This is a genomic window from Marininema halotolerans (genome assembly GCF_900116235.1).
Lineage (GTDB): Bacteria > Bacillota > Bacilli > Thermoactinomycetales > DSM-45169 > Marininema > Marininema halotolerans.
Genome location: NZ_FPAA01000020.1, coordinates 1 through 18,653, shown reverse-complemented (window position 1 = coordinate 18,653; position 18,653 = coordinate 1). Strand labels below are relative to the sequence as shown.

24 protein-coding genes and 5 tRNA genes are annotated in these 18,653 nt (G+C 43.5%); 8 read left to right on the top strand and 21 right to left on the bottom strand.

Translation table 11 applies throughout. The features are described 5' to 3' along the window. The 5 genes from CHX35_RS16940 to CHX35_RS16920 form a co-directional block, all read right to left on the bottom strand. Positions 1-135 (bottom strand): helix-turn-helix domain-containing protein (locus tag CHX35_RS16940; protein ID WP_176392163.1); only part of this gene is annotated, 135 nt, incomplete at its 3' end. A gap of 99 nt (positions 136-234) precedes the next feature. Beyond that, the gene (locus tag CHX35_RS16935; RefSeq protein WP_091839898.1) at positions 235-528 is read right to left on the bottom strand and encodes a hypothetical protein; all 294 of its coding nucleotides are present in this window, start codon (positions 526-528) and stop codon (positions 235-237) included. Between the two features lie 22 nt (positions 529-550). After that, positions 551-1,309: a fumarylacetoacetate hydrolase family protein gene (locus CHX35_RS16930; protein WP_091839902.1), complete on the bottom strand. Its 759-nt coding sequence runs from the start codon at positions 1,307-1,309 to the stop codon at positions 551-553. A 93-nt stretch (positions 1,310-1,402) separates the two neighbouring features. Beyond that, a complete protein-coding gene (locus CHX35_RS16925; RefSeq protein ID WP_091839889.1) occupies positions 1,403-2,902 on the bottom strand; it encodes a leucyl aminopeptidase in 1,500 nt (499 codons plus the stop codon). A gap of 195 nt (positions 2,903-3,097) precedes the next feature. Beyond that, entirely contained in the window at positions 3,098-3,289 is a 192-nt protein-coding gene (locus tag CHX35_RS16920) for a hypothetical protein (protein WP_091839887.1), read from the bottom strand. A 359-nt stretch (positions 3,290-3,648) separates the two neighbouring features. Here CHX35_RS16920 and CHX35_RS16915 point away from each other — a divergent pair, with 359 nt between their 5' ends. Then, positions 3,649-4,284, top strand: a complete 636-nt coding sequence (locus CHX35_RS16915; RefSeq protein WP_091839885.1) for a YktB family protein — start codon at positions 3,649-3,651, stop codon at positions 4,282-4,284. Between the two features lie 208 nt (positions 4,285-4,492). Next, the gene (locus tag CHX35_RS16910; RefSeq protein ID WP_091839883.1) at positions 4,493-5,956 is read left to right on the top strand and encodes an aminotransferase class I/II-fold pyridoxal phosphate-dependent enzyme; all 1,464 of its coding nucleotides are present in this window, start codon (positions 4,493-4,495) and stop codon (positions 5,954-5,956) included. A 110-nt stretch (positions 5,957-6,066) separates the two neighbouring features. Here CHX35_RS16910 and CHX35_RS17350 read toward each other — a convergent pair whose 3' ends face one another. The 3 genes from CHX35_RS17350 to CHX35_RS16900 all read right to left on the bottom strand — a co-directional run bounded on the left by CHX35_RS17350 (position 6,067) and on the right by CHX35_RS16900 (position 7,169). Continuing rightward, positions 6,067-6,189 carry a GapA-binding peptide SR1P gene (locus CHX35_RS17350; RefSeq protein WP_140413655.1) on the bottom strand — a complete coding sequence of 41 codons (123 nt, stop codon included), beginning with the start codon at positions 6,187-6,189 and terminating at the stop codon, positions 6,067-6,069. 150 nt (positions 6,190-6,339) lie between these two features. Further along, positions 6,340-6,645: a DUF3055 domain-containing protein gene (locus CHX35_RS16905; protein WP_091839881.1), complete on the bottom strand. Its 306-nt coding sequence runs from the start codon at positions 6,643-6,645 to the stop codon at positions 6,340-6,342. Between the two features lie 83 nt (positions 6,646-6,728). Further along, a complete protein-coding gene (locus CHX35_RS16900) occupies positions 6,729-7,169 on the bottom strand; it encodes a hypothetical protein (RefSeq protein WP_091839878.1) in 441 nt (146 codons plus the stop codon). Between the two features lie 378 nt (positions 7,170-7,547). Here CHX35_RS16900 and CHX35_RS16895 point away from each other — a divergent pair, with 378 nt between their 5' ends. Beyond that, complete coding sequence (locus tag CHX35_RS16895; RefSeq protein ID WP_245838901.1) at positions 7,548-7,967, top strand: DUF1885 family protein; 420 nt, start codon at positions 7,548-7,550, stop codon at positions 7,965-7,967. 200 nt (positions 7,968-8,167) lie between these two features. On the opposite strand, the gene CHX35_RS16890 is transcribed toward CHX35_RS16895, so the two are convergent. Together CHX35_RS16890 and CHX35_RS16885 are read right to left on the bottom strand one after the other, a co-directional pair. Next, the gene (locus CHX35_RS16890) at positions 8,168-8,677 is read right to left on the bottom strand and encodes a hypothetical protein (protein ID WP_091839871.1); all 510 of its coding nucleotides are present in this window, start codon (positions 8,675-8,677) and stop codon (positions 8,168-8,170) included. Positions 8,678-9,038: 361 nt separating this feature from the next. Next, positions 9,039-9,113 (bottom strand) — tRNA-Val (locus CHX35_RS16885). 158 nt (positions 9,114-9,271) lie between these two features. On the opposite strand from CHX35_RS16885, the gene CHX35_RS16880 reads away from it, so the two are divergent. Then, a complete protein-coding gene (locus CHX35_RS16880; RefSeq protein WP_091839868.1) occupies positions 9,272-10,132 on the top strand; it encodes an AraC family transcriptional regulator in 861 nt (286 codons plus the stop codon). Positions 10,133-10,394: 262 nt separating this feature from the next. Here CHX35_RS16880 and CHX35_RS16875 read toward each other — a convergent pair whose 3' ends face one another. Both CHX35_RS16875 and proC read right to left on the bottom strand, forming a co-directional pair. Continuing rightward, positions 10,395-10,658: a hypothetical protein gene (locus CHX35_RS16875; RefSeq protein WP_091839865.1), complete on the bottom strand. Its 264-nt coding sequence runs from the start codon at positions 10,656-10,658 to the stop codon at positions 10,395-10,397. A gap of 687 nt (positions 10,659-11,345) precedes the next feature. After that, positions 11,346-12,164: a pyrroline-5-carboxylate reductase gene (proC, locus tag CHX35_RS16865; RefSeq protein WP_281252105.1), complete on the bottom strand. Its 819-nt coding sequence runs from the start codon at positions 12,162-12,164 to the stop codon at positions 11,346-11,348. A gap of 946 nt (positions 12,165-13,110) precedes the next feature. On the opposite strand from proC, the gene CHX35_RS16855 reads away from it, so the two are divergent. After that, positions 13,111-13,521 carry a hypothetical protein gene (locus tag CHX35_RS16855; RefSeq protein ID WP_091839857.1) on the top strand — a complete coding sequence of 137 codons (411 nt, stop codon included), beginning with the start codon at positions 13,111-13,113 and terminating at the stop codon, positions 13,519-13,521. Between the two features lie 129 nt (positions 13,522-13,650). Here CHX35_RS16855 and CHX35_RS16850 read toward each other — a convergent pair whose 3' ends face one another. The 9 genes from CHX35_RS16850 to CHX35_RS16810 all read right to left on the bottom strand — a co-directional run bounded on the left by CHX35_RS16850 (position 13,651) and on the right by CHX35_RS16810 (position 17,158). Continuing rightward, entirely contained in the window at positions 13,651-13,875 is a 225-nt protein-coding gene (locus tag CHX35_RS16850; protein ID WP_091839854.1) for a hypothetical protein, read from the bottom strand. A gap of 493 nt (positions 13,876-14,368) precedes the next feature. Beyond that, on the bottom strand, positions 14,369-14,707 hold the full coding sequence (locus tag CHX35_RS16845) for a hypothetical protein (RefSeq protein ID WP_091839851.1): 339 nt from the start codon (positions 14,705-14,707) through the stop codon (positions 14,369-14,371). Further along, positions 14,704-15,555: a CRISPR-associated endoribonuclease Cas6 gene (cas6, locus tag CHX35_RS16840; protein WP_091839848.1), complete on the bottom strand. Its 852-nt coding sequence runs from the start codon at positions 15,553-15,555 to the stop codon at positions 14,704-14,706. Before cas6 ends, CHX35_RS16845 begins: the two co-directional genes overlap by 4 nt. A gap of 208 nt (positions 15,556-15,763) precedes the next feature. Next, positions 15,764-15,838 (bottom strand) — tRNA-Val (locus tag CHX35_RS16835). A gap of 11 nt (positions 15,839-15,849) precedes the next feature. Next, a tRNA-Ile gene (locus CHX35_RS16830) sits at positions 15,850-15,925 on the bottom strand. A gap of 10 nt (positions 15,926-15,935) precedes the next feature. Beyond that, positions 15,936-16,012, bottom strand: a tRNA-Asp gene (locus CHX35_RS16825). Positions 16,013-16,016: 4 nt separating this feature from the next. After that, a tRNA-Met gene (locus CHX35_RS16820) sits at positions 16,017-16,092 on the bottom strand. A 68-nt stretch (positions 16,093-16,160) separates the two neighbouring features. Next, positions 16,161-16,349, bottom strand: a complete 189-nt coding sequence (locus CHX35_RS16815; protein ID WP_091839846.1) for a hypothetical protein — start codon at positions 16,347-16,349, stop codon at positions 16,161-16,163. A 257-nt stretch (positions 16,350-16,606) separates the two neighbouring features. Beyond that, a complete protein-coding gene (locus tag CHX35_RS16810) occupies positions 16,607-17,158 on the bottom strand; it encodes a phosphatidylglycerophosphatase A family protein (protein WP_091839843.1) in 552 nt (183 codons plus the stop codon). A gap of 228 nt (positions 17,159-17,386) precedes the next feature. Here CHX35_RS16810 and CHX35_RS16805 point away from each other — a divergent pair, with 228 nt between their 5' ends. The 3 genes from CHX35_RS16805 to CHX35_RS16795 form a co-directional block, all read left to right on the top strand. Beyond that, the gene (locus CHX35_RS16805) at positions 17,387-17,896 is read left to right on the top strand and encodes a 2'-5' RNA ligase family protein (RefSeq protein WP_091839840.1); all 510 of its coding nucleotides are present in this window, start codon (positions 17,387-17,389) and stop codon (positions 17,894-17,896) included. Between the two features lie 33 nt (positions 17,897-17,929). After that, the gene (locus tag CHX35_RS16800; protein ID WP_091839838.1) at positions 17,930-18,382 is read left to right on the top strand and encodes a GNAT family N-acetyltransferase; all 453 of its coding nucleotides are present in this window, start codon (positions 17,930-17,932) and stop codon (positions 18,380-18,382) included. A 177-nt stretch (positions 18,383-18,559) separates the two neighbouring features. Further along, a partial coding sequence (locus tag CHX35_RS16795) for a helix-turn-helix domain-containing protein (protein WP_140413582.1) occupies positions 18,560-18,653 on the top strand: 94 nt, incomplete at its 3' end.

Below are 18,653 nucleotides of genomic sequence, written 5' to 3'. Positions count from 1 at the left end.
GCCCGTTTGATCGTAGGTTTCGTTCCATTTCGCTAGAAAGTGGTTAAACGTGAAACGACTACATCCAATGGATTTGTTAATAAGAATCGTTTGTTTCTTGGTTGGATATAACCGAAATTGAAACGCTTTGTGCAAAAGTTCACCCCCTTGCACTTAATTATATACGGGGATGGACAGACTTGCGAGGGGGGAAAAACACCCCTCTCAAGTCTGTAGCGCCGAGAATACTCCCACCTACTTCGTTGAGGTGGGAGTATTCTCGGCGCAATTAAGATAAAACCCTGCGACTCGGACACATTCTTGTAGCATCCTTTCATCCGATTGCAAAATATCTTTGGGAAGGATCATTTTCTGTTCCCGCATGGTATCCAAGGCGCGTGCTGCATGGTTCCAGGAGGTGTTTTGAACCAGAATACTTCCCCAAATCTTCTCGTAGCGATCGGTACGCCCCCACCAATCATCTATTGACCCGATTAGCTTCCACATAGATAATCGCGCGTATAAATTTTTCCATTCCCCTGTTTTCAAGAACGTACACATCCCTTTTCTGCTACTCTTCTACGCGATTTCTAAGTGTGCCGATACCTTCAATCGTTATTTCAACACGATCGCCTGGTTGCAACGGACCGACTCCAGCGGGTGTCCCCGTTAAAATCACATCCCCTTGTTCGAGGGGAAAGATAGAGGAGATAAAAGCGATTTGATCTTGAATAGCATGAACCATGTCCGATGTTCGACCATCTTGGCGAATCTCTTCATTAATCCGCACTACGAGACGAAGATCCGATGGATCCAAATCCGTCTCGATCACTGGCCCTAAGGGCTTAAACGTATCAAAGGACTTTGCCCGAGTAAACTGTCCATCTTTCTTTTGTAAATCACGATTGGATATATCATTGGCCGCAGTATACCCCAAGACATGATCTAACGCATTTTCCCGCGCTATGCCTTTTCCTTCTTTACCGATCACCACTGCCAATTCCCCTTCAAATTCAATCCGATCCATCGTATTCGGTAAACGAATGACTTCATCGGACCCGATGACTGCGGTTGGGGAAACTAAGAAAATCATGGGTTCCTTCGGTACTTCATTCCCCTTCTCTGCTGCATGCGCTGCATAATTGCGCCCCACTGCGATCAATTTACGAGGACGAATAGGAGCCAATCGCTCCACTTGACCCAAAGGGACGGGCTCTTCGGCAAGGATCCGATCCCCGAATAATCCTTCGGTTAGGTGATACACGTTTTCTTCTCTTAACACTCCCCATACTGGCTCGCTTCCCTGATAACGATAACGAATAATTTTCATCATAAGCTCCTTCACATGGTAATCGATCATGGAAACGACAGCGACCACCCAAAAGGGTGGTCGCTGTCGTTTTAAACCCTAGTGCTCTCTATTTTACTCCTGGGAAAAGCGCATTGCCAACTGAGCCATCGTACGAACCGCGACGCCTGTCGCTCCTTTGCGATGAATTCCTTCACCACTTCGCCATTGAGCTGTTCCTGCGATATCGAGATGAACCCAAGGGACATCCTCCACAAAATGCCGTAGAAACACACCACCCTGGCACGTTTGCGCAGGTCGACCGCCATCATTTTTGATATCGGCCAGGTCACTTTTAAGATACTCCTCAACCTCATCCTCCAGAGGAAGTTCCCATACTTTCTCTCCAGCAATTCGCGAAGCTTCCTTCACTTGTGTCGCCCAATCACTATTATTCGTCATGAGCCCGGTCACTGTATAACCCAAGGCTATAATAACTCCTCCGGTTAAGGTTGCTACATCCACCAAAGAAGTCGCACCCAACCGCCTTGCATAGGCGAGTCCATCTGCTAAAATTAATCGTCCTTCTGCATCCGTATGATGAATTTCAATGGTCTTCCCACTAAAGGACCCAATCACATCACCGGGTCGATAATTATTTCCGCTAATCATATTTTCACAAGTGGGGATCACTGCGAGTACATTACAATGAGGTTTTAATTCTCCAATCGCCTCCATCGCGCCTAAAACAGCTGCAGCACCAGCCATATCTCCCTTTTGCTTTTCCATACCCGTATCCGGTTTCACTTGGATACCGCCACTATCGAAGGTGACCCCTTTTCCTATCAATCCAAGGGTTTCCTTTGTTTCTGGTGCACCCTGATATTTAAGGACAATCATCCTTGCCGGATTCACACTTGCCCGTGCCACCGATAATAACGCATCCATATTCAGCTCTTGGAGCCGCTCCTCATCCAAAACCTCAACCGCTAACCCTTGCTTTTCTGCAATCGTAATCGCTCTTTCCGCTAATATCTGAGGTGTCAGCTTATTTGCCGGTTCGTTGGCTAAATCTCGTGCACGATTAACGCCGATAGCGAACGCTCGCCCTCTAGCTAAACCCGCCTCCAAGGCAGAATCACTGATCCCTTCCATTGCAAGGCAGATCGACTTGATCTCGTTTTTACTTTCCTCCTCATGTTTATATCCATCGTAGCAATAAAGCCCAAGTTCTACGCCCTCCACAATTGCTTGGATAAAATCTGCAGCATTCCAACGTCGACTAAATGCTTTGGAACACCCTAAAGCTAGTTGTTTTACCCCTGCTTGACGTGCACGCCGAACAGCAACCGCCATACCATCCCGAATCTTGTCAAGGGTTAGTGCCTCGTCTTTTCCTAACCCCAGCACAAGCAATCGTTTTGCAGGGATCTTCCCCCAGTTATGTATAAGAACCGTCTCCTGATAGTGTCCTGTAATTTCCCCTTCACTTATTAACTGGGAAAGTCGATGCTCCAGGGCAAGATCGACATCGCCTGCACAACCGCGAATGGACTCCCCCCCATTTGTATGCAATACCATCAAACAATCAACTGCGAGGGAAATCACTGGCTCTTTCGTTATTTTCCAATCCATGGAGAGACCCTCCTTTTATTGATAAAAATTACAAATTTATCAAATTATTCGATGAAATTAATTCCGGAAAAACCCATTTCCTTACTCCCCTTACCGACCAACAAAAAAGTGTACCCCGCAGTGGGACACACTCTTCTTTATTCGACAAACAAACGCCATATCCTTTGTCTTTACATGATCCCTTTACACCATTTATTAGAGGGCTTCCAGCATCAATAATTCATGGCGAAGTTCCCGGAGGCGTGCTATGCACTGGTCTACACGATGGGGATTCTTTTCAAGCATCGCCTCATGCAGCAGGGCCAGTTCGTAATCTAACTCGAGTCGCAAAACAGGGATTCGCTTCTCAGGTTCCCGACACCGATAGGCTTTGATCACATCTTCCACGGCTGCGCTGCACCCCTTTTCTGTAGCATTTTTCTTTTATAAATTTGACGGTTCCCATCACCCGGGTTGATGGGAACTTCACCGACGGACGCCCAACATTTGGCAACTTAGGAGCTCTGCTACAGGATGTCCGCCTCAGTCATTAAATAAACCTTTTCTCCGACTGATATTTTCGGACTCCTTTTGATTGAATATTTACTTTATTTAGGATACGCAGGGATTGCTAAAGTTGTCACGGTACATTCCCATCCCAATGAAATTCTACCTTAGGCACCTGCCCCAGAGAGGCTTCGTTTGAACCTTCTCCCTTTGTGTTATGATAAGAAAAGAAACTGTTCAGATGGTGGTGTATTGATCGAATGACCTTCTCAGGATTTAATAAACAGGATTTTGATACCTTTACCATACCTGGCTTAGAGCCACGTATGGACGAATTGAAAGAAACCATTCGTCCTAAATTAACTGCTTTAGGAGAAGAGATCGCTCCCTATTTATCCGAGCAACTCGGCGAAGAAATGAACGTTCACGTTGCAAAACACGCAAGACGGAGTGTGCATCCCCCTGACGAGACATGGGTCGCATGGTCCGCAGGAAAACGTGGCTATAAAGCGACTCCTCATTTTCAAGTGGGCTTGCGAAAAGAAAACCTTTTTGCGATGTTTGCTATCATATACGAATATCCCAACAAACCCGGTTTTTCCAAGGATCTACAAGAACAAATGGCAGAATTATTCTCACCCCTGCCTTCGACGTATCGCATCTCCCCTGACCATACACAGCCACAAACTTATAGCTTAGCTGAATTAGGATCCGAGGGCATTCACGAGATCCTGGAACGGTTAGCCCAAGTTAAAAAGGCAGAATTTATGATTGGCATTGAACTGGATCGGAACCAGGCTACGCGCTCTGATGGACAAACCTTAATAGAAGAAATTAAGAAAACCTTTGCTTCTCTTGCTTCCTTTTATCGGATCGCCGTGCTCGCTGCACAATAATTTGTCCCCTTCACTTTAGTGAAGGTTTTTTTTGTGTCAGCAACCCACAAAAGTAAACGTACCATGGATCACTTTTATGTGTTACTTAAAGCGTCCACAAAGGCTATTTGTGGATTTTCCCTGTCACAAAGTTCTTTCTTTCCTAGAGTGCGGTTGTTTGCTATACTCACCCTTATGAAGTTTGAAACGACGAAAGGTAGGCTCGCGAGTGAATACACGACAGACAGCGACTCCCCTCTTCACATGCCTACGGGAACACGCAGCAAAAAATCCCGTGCAATTCCACATACCCGGGCATAAAAAGGGACAGGGCATGGACCCTGAATTTCGGGAGTTTTTTGGAGAAGCCCCCCTCTCCATTGACCTTATCAATATTGAACCTTTAGATGATCTTCATCATCCTCATGGGGTGATTCAAGAAGCACAGGAACTGGCAGCAGAAGCCTTTGGTGCCGATTACACTTTCTTCTCTGTTCAAGGGACGAGTGGTGCCATTATGACCATGGTCATGACCGTTCTACATCCAGGGGAAAAAATCATTGTTCCCCGTAACGTTCATAAATCCGTACTTTCAGCCATTATTCTTGCAGGAGGGCATCCTATTTTCGTTCACCCCGTGATGGACGAACAACTGGGAATTGCTCATGGCGTCACGCGAAAAGATGTGGAACGAACTTTAATTCTTCATCCCGACGCAAAAGCAGTCCTTCTAATTAATCCGACGTATTATGGTGTCGCTGCCCATTTAGAAGAAATCGTCGAATGTGTTCATCACTACGGCATTCCCGTTCTTGTTGATGAAGCCCATGGCGTACTCACTCACTTTCATGAGGGCCTGCCTATTTCCGCTATGCAGGCGGGGGCAGATATGGCAGCAACCAGTGTTCATAAATTAGGCGGATCATTGACCCAAAGCTCTGTACTCAATGTGCGAGCGGAACGCATTAATCCCCAGCGTGTACAATCCATCATCAGCATGTTGACGACGACGTCTACCTCGTATTTACTCATGGCCTCCCTCGATGCTGCACGACGGCATCTCGCTATTCACGGACATCAGCTTGCTCAACACGCACTCACCCTTGCGGATACTGCCCGTCGTCGTATTAATGAAATTCCTGGTCTGCATTGTGTCGGACGGGAATTGCTCGGTGCAGAAGCGACCTATGCCCTTGATGAAACCAAGTTGATCATCCATTTGGAACGGATGAATCTGACCGGTTATGAGGCTGAAAAGTGGCTACGAAAAAATTGGAACATCGAAGTTGAACTTTCCGATCTATACAATATTCTCTGCCTGGTAACCCCTGGAGACGACGATGGTACCATTCAGATCCTTGTGGATGCCTTAAAGGAACTTTCGGATACCTTTTATATTGAAGAGCAGCGCGAAGGGACTCCAGTCCGCATACCTGAAATTCCACTGCTCACGGTTTCTCCTCGAGATGCTTTCTATGCAGAAACGGTTTCTATCCCTTTTACCGAATCGGCTGGCCGAATTATTGCTGAATTTATCATGATCTATCCACCTGGAATTCCTGTCCTCCTACCTGGAGAACAAATTACGCAAGAGAACATTGATTATATTCTTGAACATCTAGAGGCAGGACTCCCTGTCCAAGGACCCGAGGATCCCCATATCCAGATGGTTCGTGTGATTAAAGATTGGTAAACAACGAAGAGGAAGTCCAATGGACTTCCTCTTCTTCTCAACGGAATACTTCCATATATTCCTTATCTATCACACAATCTGATCTTCTCGAACTGGATATTTATCTTCTTTTAGCTCGTATGTGAACAATTTCCTTTTTGGCAAGTCGCACAATGTCCATACAGAGTGCCGGCTTTTTCACCATCGAGATAGGTAATTACCCCATCACAATCCTTACAAATGATCGCTTCCATACCGTCCCCTCCTTTGTGCATACGCCATCGTGAAAACGCTTTAATTATTATGTCATAATGATTATATTAGGACATACCATTAGTGTCAACCATTGTTTTAATTGATCACAAAAGAGAATCCACCCCATTGGCGGATTCTCTTCTTTCCTTTTAACACGATTCGACTTCCGCCTCCATCCCCAAGTTAGGAACATGATGGTGGAGAAAGTTAGATACCGCCTGCGCTTCATCACGTGACTTTAACTGATAAATTCGTTGTATATCCTCAAGATGATCGATGTCCTCCTGAGATAAAAGGGAGCAACGCCCAGTCTGCAAACAAACTACAAGGGGTTTTCCAAAGAACATATGGGTATACACGATACCAAAATCATACCTTCCCTCATCGGAAACAAACCCAACAAATCGTACCTGAGCACGTTCTGTCTCATCGTACAATCGCTCGTAGAGACTCATGCAGCTCCCTCCTTTTAATTTTAAAATATTCAGAATTATTTATACCGCCGAAGGATCGGCGAGAATTTTTGCAAATTCTTGAACTAAGAATTGCATCCTTCAACCTTAGTTTCAAACAAGGAAGCCAACTCACAAAATAACGCAATATCCTCATCGTCAATGCTATCTGGCTTATCGCTAATGACCACAAAAATACCCACCAGATGATGTCCCCTATAAAAAGGAACATACACTTCTGTACCGCCATCTACTTGTTCACGTACCACATTGCCTCGGGCCGCTGCTAAACTAAAAAGCCCCTCTCCAAATCGTACAACAGGAGATAACAAACTATTCCCTGCACGGGAAAAACAGCGAAAAATTCCAGGAGACGTGAGATAAATCCCTACATACCGATAACCTGCTACTTTCTCATGTAACGTCTGGATGACAAACCGGTACAGGCTATACACCTCACGTTCCAACTTGTCTGACACGACACCAATATCTGCACGGAGCTCATCCAGAAGGTCCGCTTTTCGCATCAGATCCATCCCCCAAGCCCTGTCTAGTGTCCCCCAGTATACCACATCCAATGACGAAATACAATGTGAAGTCATAATATTTTATCGATAATCTTCGTTATTCAATGAAGTCGGTTAACAAATGTCCGCTAACACAGGAATATTAACCACTAAATTATTGTTTTTATTTGGGTTTTTTTCAAATATTAATTACTTCAGCAAATAGCAACCGGCTACTATACCTCTACAGAAACCGCATTTTCTACCCTCATCACTCCGATGAATGACCCTCTCCTTCTTTTTCTTTCAATTTTCAAAATAGCGTGCTCATGCTAAGATAGACAGGAAGCTGTTACCACCCTAATGGCGAATTTCCCTGAGACTGAGGTGACTGACGGAGTGAGCAAAACCGCTTATATCAAGATGGTCGATACCTCCATCCAACAAACACTCACCCTTGATGATGTCAAAAAAGCCTTCGACCACTATCTTCACATGACACAATTAACCGGGGAACAGCTGAATTGGAGCTATGCGAATAACGCCTTTCCTTACACAGTAGAGGAGCACATCCATGAAGGTAGCCCCTACCTTTTACTGAAGGGAAAAGACACGCGTCTCTACAAATATCTACTGATCGGCGTGGGCAAAAAACCTTCATCCACGGAAGACTGTATTCAAATCGTCGTCCCTCGGGGAGCGACACACGGGGATACCGCCAAAGCCAATGAATTCTCTAGGTTTCTTGCACGGCGGTTCCAAGCTGAGCTACAAATGTTAAATGGTCGCGTGATGTATTTTAATCCACGCAAACTTTAACTTCTTCTCTTACCGGCATCCGCCGGTTTTTTTATATAATGTAGAAGCAATACTCCTCTACCACCGCCACGTAATCCCAATCACTTTTTCAAACAAAAGACCCTACTCGATAGGATCAAAGTATGGTCTTAAACTTACTTATTGGTTTCTGCAAAATCGATGCTTTAAAACCCGTCTACAATCAGCAGTCGGTCCGCTCTTTATACACGATTGACCACTATGGAAGCCGTGACATCCCCTGGTCTTATACGAATAAGATTTTGGGTTGAACGGCTAACGATCTGAAGGCGATCCCCCGCTCGAAGGTTCACTAAGAGAAGTCCCATCAGTTGTTTTGGACGTAATTTTTCTGGCATCGTAAGTTGAACATTTTCAATATAGGTACTTCCTGGAACAACGGTACCATTTCGCGTCAGATTATAGCGTGCAGTTTCATTCCCTGAAACATCAGTCGATTCAAGGGTTACCACCCAATTAATCCGATAGGTACCCCGCCGCCTCACAACAATGGTCCGATTTTGGTTGATCACAGCGATGTTATTATTCGGACCTTTTCGTTCAAAGGCTACAGCCGTATTCCTTCGGTGCTGCTGCGATTGTGTACTATACAGATAAGCAAATGCACCCTGATTTTTTATTTCGATGGCATTCGATGCCTTGATTTGCTTCTGTCCACTTCGTTTGATTCTCGCCTTTACTATCGTAATCACCCTTCCTACCTCTATCTTATGACCGTCGATTAATCGGTGTGCTAGATCGACCACCCAAAGATTCTTGTAAAAAACACTTCTGGATGAGTCGGTCGTTCATAGGCCCTATTAAAATGGATGCAGTAGCGTATCGTTCTTTAAAGACTGTCATGGTGACGGACTGTCCAAGTTCCATTGGCCTGACCGTTCATAGAGAATACAAGGTGATCCTAATTGGCTAAAGAACAGGACTTTCTTTAGAGATTCTAGTCCCTTTACTCCCAAAAAATCTTAAATCGCAAGCGTCGTCAACATAAAAAACCACTCCCCCATATTGGGGAAGTGGCGATCACTCGTTTTACAGATACAAGCGATTCCGCTGTGGTGGGTGGTACTGGGATCGAACCAGCGACCTCTACCGTGTCAAGGTAGCGCTCTCCCTCTGAGCTAACCGCCCATAAAAACCACAAGATCCAAAGATTTTTCACCATTATACATGGGGCCAAATATTCAGTCAAGGGTATAACTTGCTACAGGTTATGGTCACCACAGAGCATAAACGAACAGGATTACATAATACCGCATTGATATGATCTGATTAAGGGAGTGAGCCATGTGGGTTGGATCGAATCATTACAAAGAGCCATTGATTATATGGAAGATCATCTACTGGAGGACATCACCATTGAAAGGATTGCAGCGCAAGCCAATGTGTCACCCTATCACTTTCAGCGAACGTTTAACGTTCTCACTGATATTTCTATTGGGGAATACCTCCGGCGCAGGCGCTTAACCTTAGCAGCCAAAGAGCTTACCCATACTTCATGCAAAATCATTGACCTTGCCTACAAATATGGTTACGACACTCCCGAAGCATTTTCAAAGGCTTTCCGTAGGCACCATGGGATCACACCACGTGATGCCCGGAAAGGAACCGGAAAGCTTACATCGTACAATCGCCTGGTCATTCAGGTACATCTGAAAGGGGCAGATCCTGTGAAACATCGTATTGTAGAGAAAGAAGCCTTTGATGCAGTGGGCATGAAGCGAACCTTTTCTTTGGTCAATGAAGAGAATTTATCTGAAATACCTGAGTTTTGGAATGATGTCCATGAGGATGGAACAGACAACCGATTATTTCAGCTCAACAACGGACACATCGAGGGCATATTAGGAATTTGCGTCAATTGCGAACCCGAAAAAGGACAGACCATGGACTACTGGATCGCCACCAATTATATGGGAGAAACCCCCGATAATCTCGCGAAAATCTCCATCCCCGCATCGAAATGGGTGGTATTTGAAGTCGTTGGCCCCATGCCCACAGCCATGCAGAAAACTTGGAAACAAATTTTTTCCGAATGGTTCCCTGCTAGCGATTATCAGCATGCTGGGATTCCAGAGCTAGAAGTCTACTCTGACAAGGATCCCTTTAGCCCCGATTACTATTCTGAAATTTGGATCCCTATCAAATAGAGATCTCCCCTTACAAAAGAGACCGATGTTTAAAGTGATGCACGAAAAACACTTCCTTTACCCATAGCCATGCAGACCCTTGAGTACTCAAGGGTCTGCATGGCTACTGTTTAATCATATTTAAAAATTAGACATCCATCTCACTGTGGGGGGTGGAGGTAATCTGATGTGTGGTCATTTCTCATAGAAATCACCGTTGCTTATTTCTCGGATCCATCGAAGATTACCCTTGATTTAATCGGTGTAAAGCCAGCCCTTTCAATTAGTTTCCGCCTGCTTTCGGAAAAACCACACTATCCCCAGGCAAGAGATACATAATCCCCTTGTACTCTTGTAACGATTGATTAAAGACCACCGCTTCTGTTAAGATATTTGGCTTTACGTAACATTGTAGTCTAAGAAATTCACCTTTCCCTAACTTAATGATACTTGCCTTTCGTGTGGGTCTTCCACACACAATCACTTGTCTTTTGTTACGCACATCTTTATTGACACAATTATCAAGAGTCTTGGCAACGTTTTTCACTGCGTAATCCCACCTTCATTTTTAAGTACCGAGCAATTCAGTTGGGACACCGTTAAAGTGACAGGGTTCTTATCACTCCTTTGCAAAATTCACAAACTCCCCGGGTTGTAAAAGTAATGACCCTCGATAAAAAGATTGGGAATGATTAAAGACAATTGTTTCTACAATTACACAACTTGTAACAAAACATTGCACCCTGATAAACTCTCCTTGTTTCAATAACACTCGACCCTTGTTATCGCGAGGCGATTCACAAAACACCACCTGTGGTTGGCAACTTACATCCTTCGATTCACTCCTGCAGTCCCTTACACTCACACGGGCACCTCCCTACACGATATCAATGCATTCCCTCATAGAATATGGATGTTGTCACAAAAGAGCACGGCAAGGGTTCACTCAGTGAATATCGATCCAGCATCCATCAAAAAAACTACCCTAATATTTCAGAGTAGTTTTGAACCCGCTATCTTCATCCCTTTGTCCTTTTTTCAAAAGGAGGGGTATTGTAGTCAAAGAGATCCGGTATAATCATCTACTTCCCAAGTCAAAACATCAAAATAAGATCTTGCGTTGACGTACACGGTTCTGTTCACAGGATACGCTTTGCAGAGAATCTACACCTTTATACTAATGAATGTTCCAGCGTCACACCCATTTAGAAGTTAGTAGGGCCCCTAGAAGATTTTACGTCTCCTGATCGGCTGTCAATTCACGCGCCCGTTCGTTGGTTGCCTGAACCGCTTCACGCATGATGTCACGCAACCCTCTCTTCTCTAAAACCCCAAGTCCAGCCGCCGTCGAACCGCCTGGCGAGGCCACTTGGTCTCGTAAATAAGCGGGATCCTCCCCTTCTATCAGCATCTTTCCCGCACCATAGATCATTTGGGCAACCAACTGATGGGCCTGCTCAGCTGGCATACCAACATCCCGTGCCGATTCTTCCAACAACTCCGCGATTCGATAGATAAAAGCAGGAGCACTCCCCGTAATCGCTGTGAGATCGTGTACTTCTTGCTCACTACACGCCACACCCTTACCGATCCCTTCTACCATCATTTCCACCATCACTTTTTGTTCCGCTGTAACATGCGCATTCAATGTATAAGGGGAGATTGACTCACCAATATGAGCCGCCGTATTTGGCATTAACCATGCGACGGCTGTACCCGACGGCAACCGTTTTTCCAAACGATGCAAACCCATGCCTCCAGCGACAGTAGCAACTAACTGATCCTGAATGTGAGGCGCTAGCGACGTTAACACCTCTGGATGATAATCAGGTGGCATCGCCAATAAGATAACATCCGCTTTGGGAACATGCTCCTGCCAACTCTGTGCTACCGTTACTCCATAACGACCTTCTATCTCCTCCAGCCGTTCACGATTGGAACGATTCGTCACGACAATCTGATTAATCTTCTCCCGTTGTCGCTTCAGCAACCCGGAAATAATCGCTTCGGCCATTCGACCTGCACCAATAAAAAGAACGTTAACTTTCTTCAACTTCTATTCCTCCTTTTGTTACCTGAGTCATATTTGACAAAGAAAATCATCATTATCTATATTTTTATTTGATATGACATCGCTTTCAAACATCGTATTGTAGAGAAGAAGCCTTTGACACAGTGGGAATGAAGCAAACCTTTTTCTTATTCATGAAGAAAATTGATCTCAGGCGTGTTGAGTAGTCGTTATTTGGAACTGAAAACGAAGAAATGAAGAAAATATCGGTATTTTTTTATTTAAACTATTATTACCATTAAAAAAGGTATAAAGTTTACTATTCATTGGTTTTACTTCCAATTACAATATGAATACAGTTAAAACTATATCATATAGATCTGATTTAAAACAAGTAACCTTGTGAGCTGCGACGCTTTCAATTCCACTATGGATGCAATTAGAACTATATGTCTCATTGGGCTTGTCCCCTTTCTAAAGTCTTTCAATTCCATCAGAAAGGGCACTGATTGAAGGGTAAGGCAGAGGGTGAGAAACGGAGCGCTGTCCACTCCTTATCCTCCCTCGTCGTCCCTCCTCAGTCCGGTACCGTGGACAGAATCAACCAGACGGAAAATCCAATAAGAAAAACCGTAAATGTTGCGGATGATCTAAATAATCTTTTTATCCTTCTATCCCCTTTTACCGTCCAGTGTGCCCATGTGAGACAAAGGACTCCGGTAGACCGCCTAAGCAATGGAATAAAAACAATAGAAAATACCATTTCAACAAATAATTTATGGTAAATAATTCTAATTAAATATTTGAATAATATATACTATTGGATTTTTATAATATTTAATAGGAAAAATTATTATAGTATTTTAGATGAATCAGATTTGAAAAAATTCCAAGCTGAATCGGGAATTGATGTTGCTGAAGCTGAAGATGAAGAGTTAGCTGAATTGATTACCCCATTCAAGATGATGAACCTATAGTTCGGAGTCAAGTGAAAACTATCAGGCTAATTGGTGTACTGGATTGTATATTAAAAAAAGGAAAAAATATTCTGGACGTTAATACAATAATACGGCGTGACGCAGCGGAAGGAACAGGTACTTTAACATTAACTGTGTCAGATGCAGTTCAAGCGGGTTATTCGTCAACTACTTCTGTTTCTGCGGAGGTTGTCACACAAGGTGTGGGATTTAATGTTTCCAGAACATATACTGTTACAGATTCATACTCAGTAAAAGGTAAAAAAGGTTATAAAGTTATACTCACTGCATATCCCAATTACAAAAAACGAGATTTTAAAGTATATGATGATTCATGTTTTGGCAGCGATACTTATGAAGGGAATGGAACTGATAGAAAGCCAGTCGGAGTTTATTTTACTAAAAAATATAAAAAATTATAATTAAACAATAAAAACCTACTATCTAGTAGGTTTTTATTGTGTCAATGCCTCATCAGCAGGAATGTATAACGGCCCAAATCAGAGCCCCTATCATTAACCCATAGGGGTGTACTCATTTTATATAGCCCTCTATTTTCGAAAAAACTCTCCTTTTATTAAATACACTACACCTATGATAGCTGAACTAAAAATAAGATAATTAAAATTCCCGCTGGTATAGATCAAAAAATTCGTAAATATATCCTGATCCCAACTCTTCAAATTGGAAGCGTATATAGCAGCAGTAATGTAATGTGTAGCATATAAAAACGCTGAAATTGCAATAAAGCCTACACCTATAACCTTATCCGTCATGTCTTTATCTCCCCTAAGTAGCTAAAATTAACACCGTTCAAACCAATGATATTAGTATAAAACAGCTATCACTTACTTTACTCTCCTTTTATCATCACACCTATCCGACTTATTATATTAGGTGACTTTTACAAGATATTAAAAAAATCCCTAATATAGTATATTGTATTAATTCGTCTTGACACTCCTACAGCTGAAGCCGATGGGATTCTCGGGTAGGTAGCGCACTCCATTCATTACTGCTTCGTGCAATTCCCAAGTTCAGAGGTGTGCCATCACCCCATCCCATGCAGTTAGAAATGTACCCGCATGGGCGGCGTACCTGTTACCAGTACGCTAGGCGGCGAAGCTTTGTTCGCTCATTAAGTACGGTTGCCAACCAGGATTTGCTTTCCCGATATCATGTAGGAATACTGCTAAATGTAGTAGTTATATATTTTAAAACGATCCAGCTCATCTTTTGCACTTCTTCATCATGATCATTGGTTTTACTTTATAAAAACGTAATTTCCTCATTAGACAGTGGGGTTTTGTAGCGTTCATCAATAAATCCAGACTCTTTCTCTTTATTCCATTCTTGTTGAGCCAATAACTTCAACTCTATGGGAGGTAACAGAAGATGATTTATTTTGGCTTTTATGCTTTCTATCAAATATGCTTTTAAGTCCTCTAGATAATCTTCTTCTACTTCAAATTCCAAAAAGCCTGGCGTAAGGCGAAGCGATTCAAATAGTTCCTCATCCTCATTTTGAATGATCTCCAGGTTCTGAAAAAATGCCACAATCCCAATGTCTGACCATGGATCACCCGTCTTAGGCACGACGACCTTCATTTTTTCTCCTCCTGTATCACTTCTACACAACCAAACCCCTGGGAGTTGTAACTACCTAATCCCGACTCATAAATCACTTGTTGCACCTTAGGTGGAGCTTGTACTTGAATCGAAGCTAAGTATCCTTTTACCTTCTTTTCCTTGTATTGAGTTAGTACAGCTGCTTTCTTCAATTGGAAAAATTCAGGCTGGAGTAAGCTGATCTGAATGGAAACTTCCCTTGGCAACTCTTCCTGCCACTTAAGGTTGTACCAGTTAGAAATGGATTGACGTAGGCTATCGTAAAATTGACTTTCAAGAGGATGGCAAAAATGAAGGCCCTTATCGATTTGAACAGGTACTACAACAGGGGAAAGTAACTTATATGACATGGTTTCAACAAATGAATGGGCTGCTTTCATTTTGACATCCATCAGAGGAATTTTAACATCAAGTAGTTGTAAGTACCCCTTCTTCCACATTCCCTGAATCAAGTGTTGAATGATTTCAGGCTGAATGGAATCAATGGTTAACCCACACAATCCTTTCACTTCCATATGGGTCGATTTGTTTCTTCGTCGTTCAAAATGCAACCGAGAAAATACTAGAGGCTTATACGATTTTCCTCGATAAGCTAATCCCTCATTATGTAACCAATCTCCAAGCTCAGCATTGGCGAGCCCAATACATTGGTAGATATAACTACTAAGAGGGTAGTTTAGATCGTAGGGGATGTTTACTTCATGATCGATGTAAAATTGCGCTGTAATCCGGATAGTCCCACCTCTTTTTTCTTTAAGAAATGCGCTTTGTTTCGAAAGTATTATAATATCCATTACTAAACGCATTTGTTTTAAATTCTTAATCATATATTAAACACGTTTTGTAAATTTTGTCAATATACACGATAATAAAAATTATTCTAAGCAGTATACTCCTTTTCAATGGGAAGCTCTCGCGAAAAATCATTGAGCTCTACAAAAATATGTGAGGGTAAACCATTTTTTCGTCAAACCTTAACCAACACAAAAAACCACTCTTCGAACTATCTCGAAAAGTGGTTTTCCCTACATGATTTGGTGGGTGGTACTGGGATCGAACCAGCGACCTCTACCGTGTCAAGGTAGCGCTCTCCCCCTGAGCTAACCGCCCATATGTATAAATGGTGGGCCCAACAGGACTCGAACCTGTGACCGATCGGTTATGAGCCGACTGCTCTACCGACTGAGCTATAGGCCCTTTTAAATAATGGCGGAGCTGACGGGGCTCGAACCCGCGACCTCCGGCGTGACAGGCCGGCGTGAACTCCAACTTCACCACAGCTCCATATTGGTTGCGGGGACAGGACTCGAACCTGTGACCTTCGGGTTATGAGCCCGACGAGCTACCAACTGCTCCACCCCGCGGTAGTAAGATCTCGCGTCAGCGACAAGATCTACTATACAGGATTTCGAGGATCAATGCAAGGGTTTTATTAAATCTTTTTCTTATTTTGATTCCAAATATATCGAACCCCATAGCGTCCACGAGGTGATTGAAACACTTCGACTTCTTCTGGGCTCTCATATCCATAGACCCACCAATCTTCTTTCATACGCGTCGCTAAACACCGCGCCTGAAAGCGTGTTCGATATAACTTCGCCCAATAAATCCAGTCGGCCAATGGAACTCCCCCTTGAGTGCCGGTAGTGCTTTATCCTTTACTTTTTCAAGCAATTTCATCCCTTTAGCCAAGGGTCCATTTCACCGATCCGCCGTTGCGAATCTATTAAAATCACATAAACTATTTTAACAACTGGATCCGTTGTTGCTTTACCATCTGACCTCCATGGGTCAGATGTTCCCTCCTTTTCAGCCGGTCCATCGGTCCGGCTTTTTTTAATTGAAGAGCCCGTGCCTTATTGGCACGGGCTCTTCTTTTTAACCAGCATGTTGATTGGGTAAATTCGATCCATTCTTTTCTTCCCTTGCTTCCTCTTCATCCCGAAGTCTGTGTGCGAGACGACTCGAAGCCGAGGCAGCAATACTTGCAACCAAATCATCCAAGAAGGTATGAACCGGCCCCTCTTGTTTGGTGTCAAGTTGTTTAATGATACCCATTTTATTTTTATCTAAGTAACCAAAGGTGGTTACTGCAATGCTCCCATAACCAAACACCGATCCGAGTGCTAATGTTTCATCACAACCAAAGAGGCCTTCATCGGATTCAATAATCGATTGCAGGGGCTCAGATAGTTTCCCCTGTTCGGCTAGCATATCCAATTCAACGCCTACTAAAATGGCATGTTGAATTTCTCTTTTTCCCAATACCGATTCAACACTCTCTACACAACTATTCATCATTAAATCTTTACTGTAGGGAGCTTGCATTCGGTATACAATTTCTGCGATGCCTTCAATGGTAACCCCTCGTTCACTGAGTCGCTCTAACGCCGCTGCCTTGACTTCGTCGCTATGCACCTGTCTTTTCATGGCTTCTCCTCCTCCAGACTCCCCACAGAGTCTACCGCAATTTTATCATACTTCCCTTCCTTTCCATACGAAGATCTACCGGAAACCCTTCCCTACTCTACCGTTCACGAGACAAATAAAAGGGTAACGCTTTCACACTGGTTCGTAAGTAGGTATAATAGAAAGATAACCCGAGTCGTCGATTTGGATTAATTCTCCATTCATTGACATCCCAAGGAGGGAGAACCTATGAAATACGGCATTGCTATATTTCCAGAGAAAAAAATTCAAGATATCGCGAATTCTTACCGTAAACGGTATGATCCTCACTACGCTTTAATCCCGCCTCACATCACTCTAAAAGAGCCCTTCGAATTCGATGAAAGTCGGCTACAGGACGCCACACAACACTTGGAACTCGTCTCACGGGAAACTGCCCCTTTTGAGACTCTATTGCATAAAGTGAGCACTTTTCATCCGACTACAAATGTGTTGTATCTTGCTGTTCAAGAAAACGAATCGATCTTAACTCTCCATGAACAGGTGAATTCTGGGGAACTGTTTCACGAACGTTCCTATCAGTTCATTCCTCATATCACCATCGGACAAAAACTCCCTGCAGATGAAATCCATGATATTTATGGACGTCTACGCATGGTGAATGTAAAATTAACGATTCGTGTGGATCGTTTTCACCTCCTATACCAATTAGAAAACGGTTCATGGACCATCTATCAAACATTTTTATTACGGGGCTGAGGGCCCCTTTTTTATGAAAGGAGGATCTCCTGCGTGGCCATCCAGGTATCCTTGATTACGGATCAAGCATCCCTCGATCAAGCATTCACAATTCGGAAAAAGGTTTTTGTTGAGGAACAAGGTGTCCCCCTTTCCTTAGAGATTGACGAGTATGAGGAAGTAGCCATTCATTTTATCGCTCGTATTCAAGATCGCCCAGTCGGTACTCTACGACTTCGCTGGCTAACTGAGGAGAAGGATCTTGGAAAAGTAGAGCGTGTAGCGGTTCTCTCTTCATACCGTGGCGCGCGTGTAGGTATTGCTCTCATGCATGCTGTAGAAGATTATGCGATGCAAAAAGAAGCGCACCGTCTCAAATTATCCGCACAATTAAGTGCTGCTCCTTTCTACACCAAGCTAGGATACCAACAATTTGGCAGCACTTACATGGATGCAGGAATTGAACACATCTCGATGGATAAACACCTCCCGGCAGGAAAAGTGTAGACGTTTCATCCTACACTTTTTTCTTTGTTTAAAATCATTTATCTTAATTGCGCCGAGAATACTCCCAACTTCTACAAGTGGGGGATGAATCGGCGCGTTAGACGAGGGAGGGGCGTTTTTCCCCTCTCGTAAGTCTAACCATCCCCGTATATAATTAAGTACAAGGGAGGTGAACTCATGCACAAAGCGTTTCAATTTCGTTTGTATCCAACAAAGGAACAAGCCATTCTCATTAACAAATCCATTGGATGTAGTCGGTTTGTATTTAACC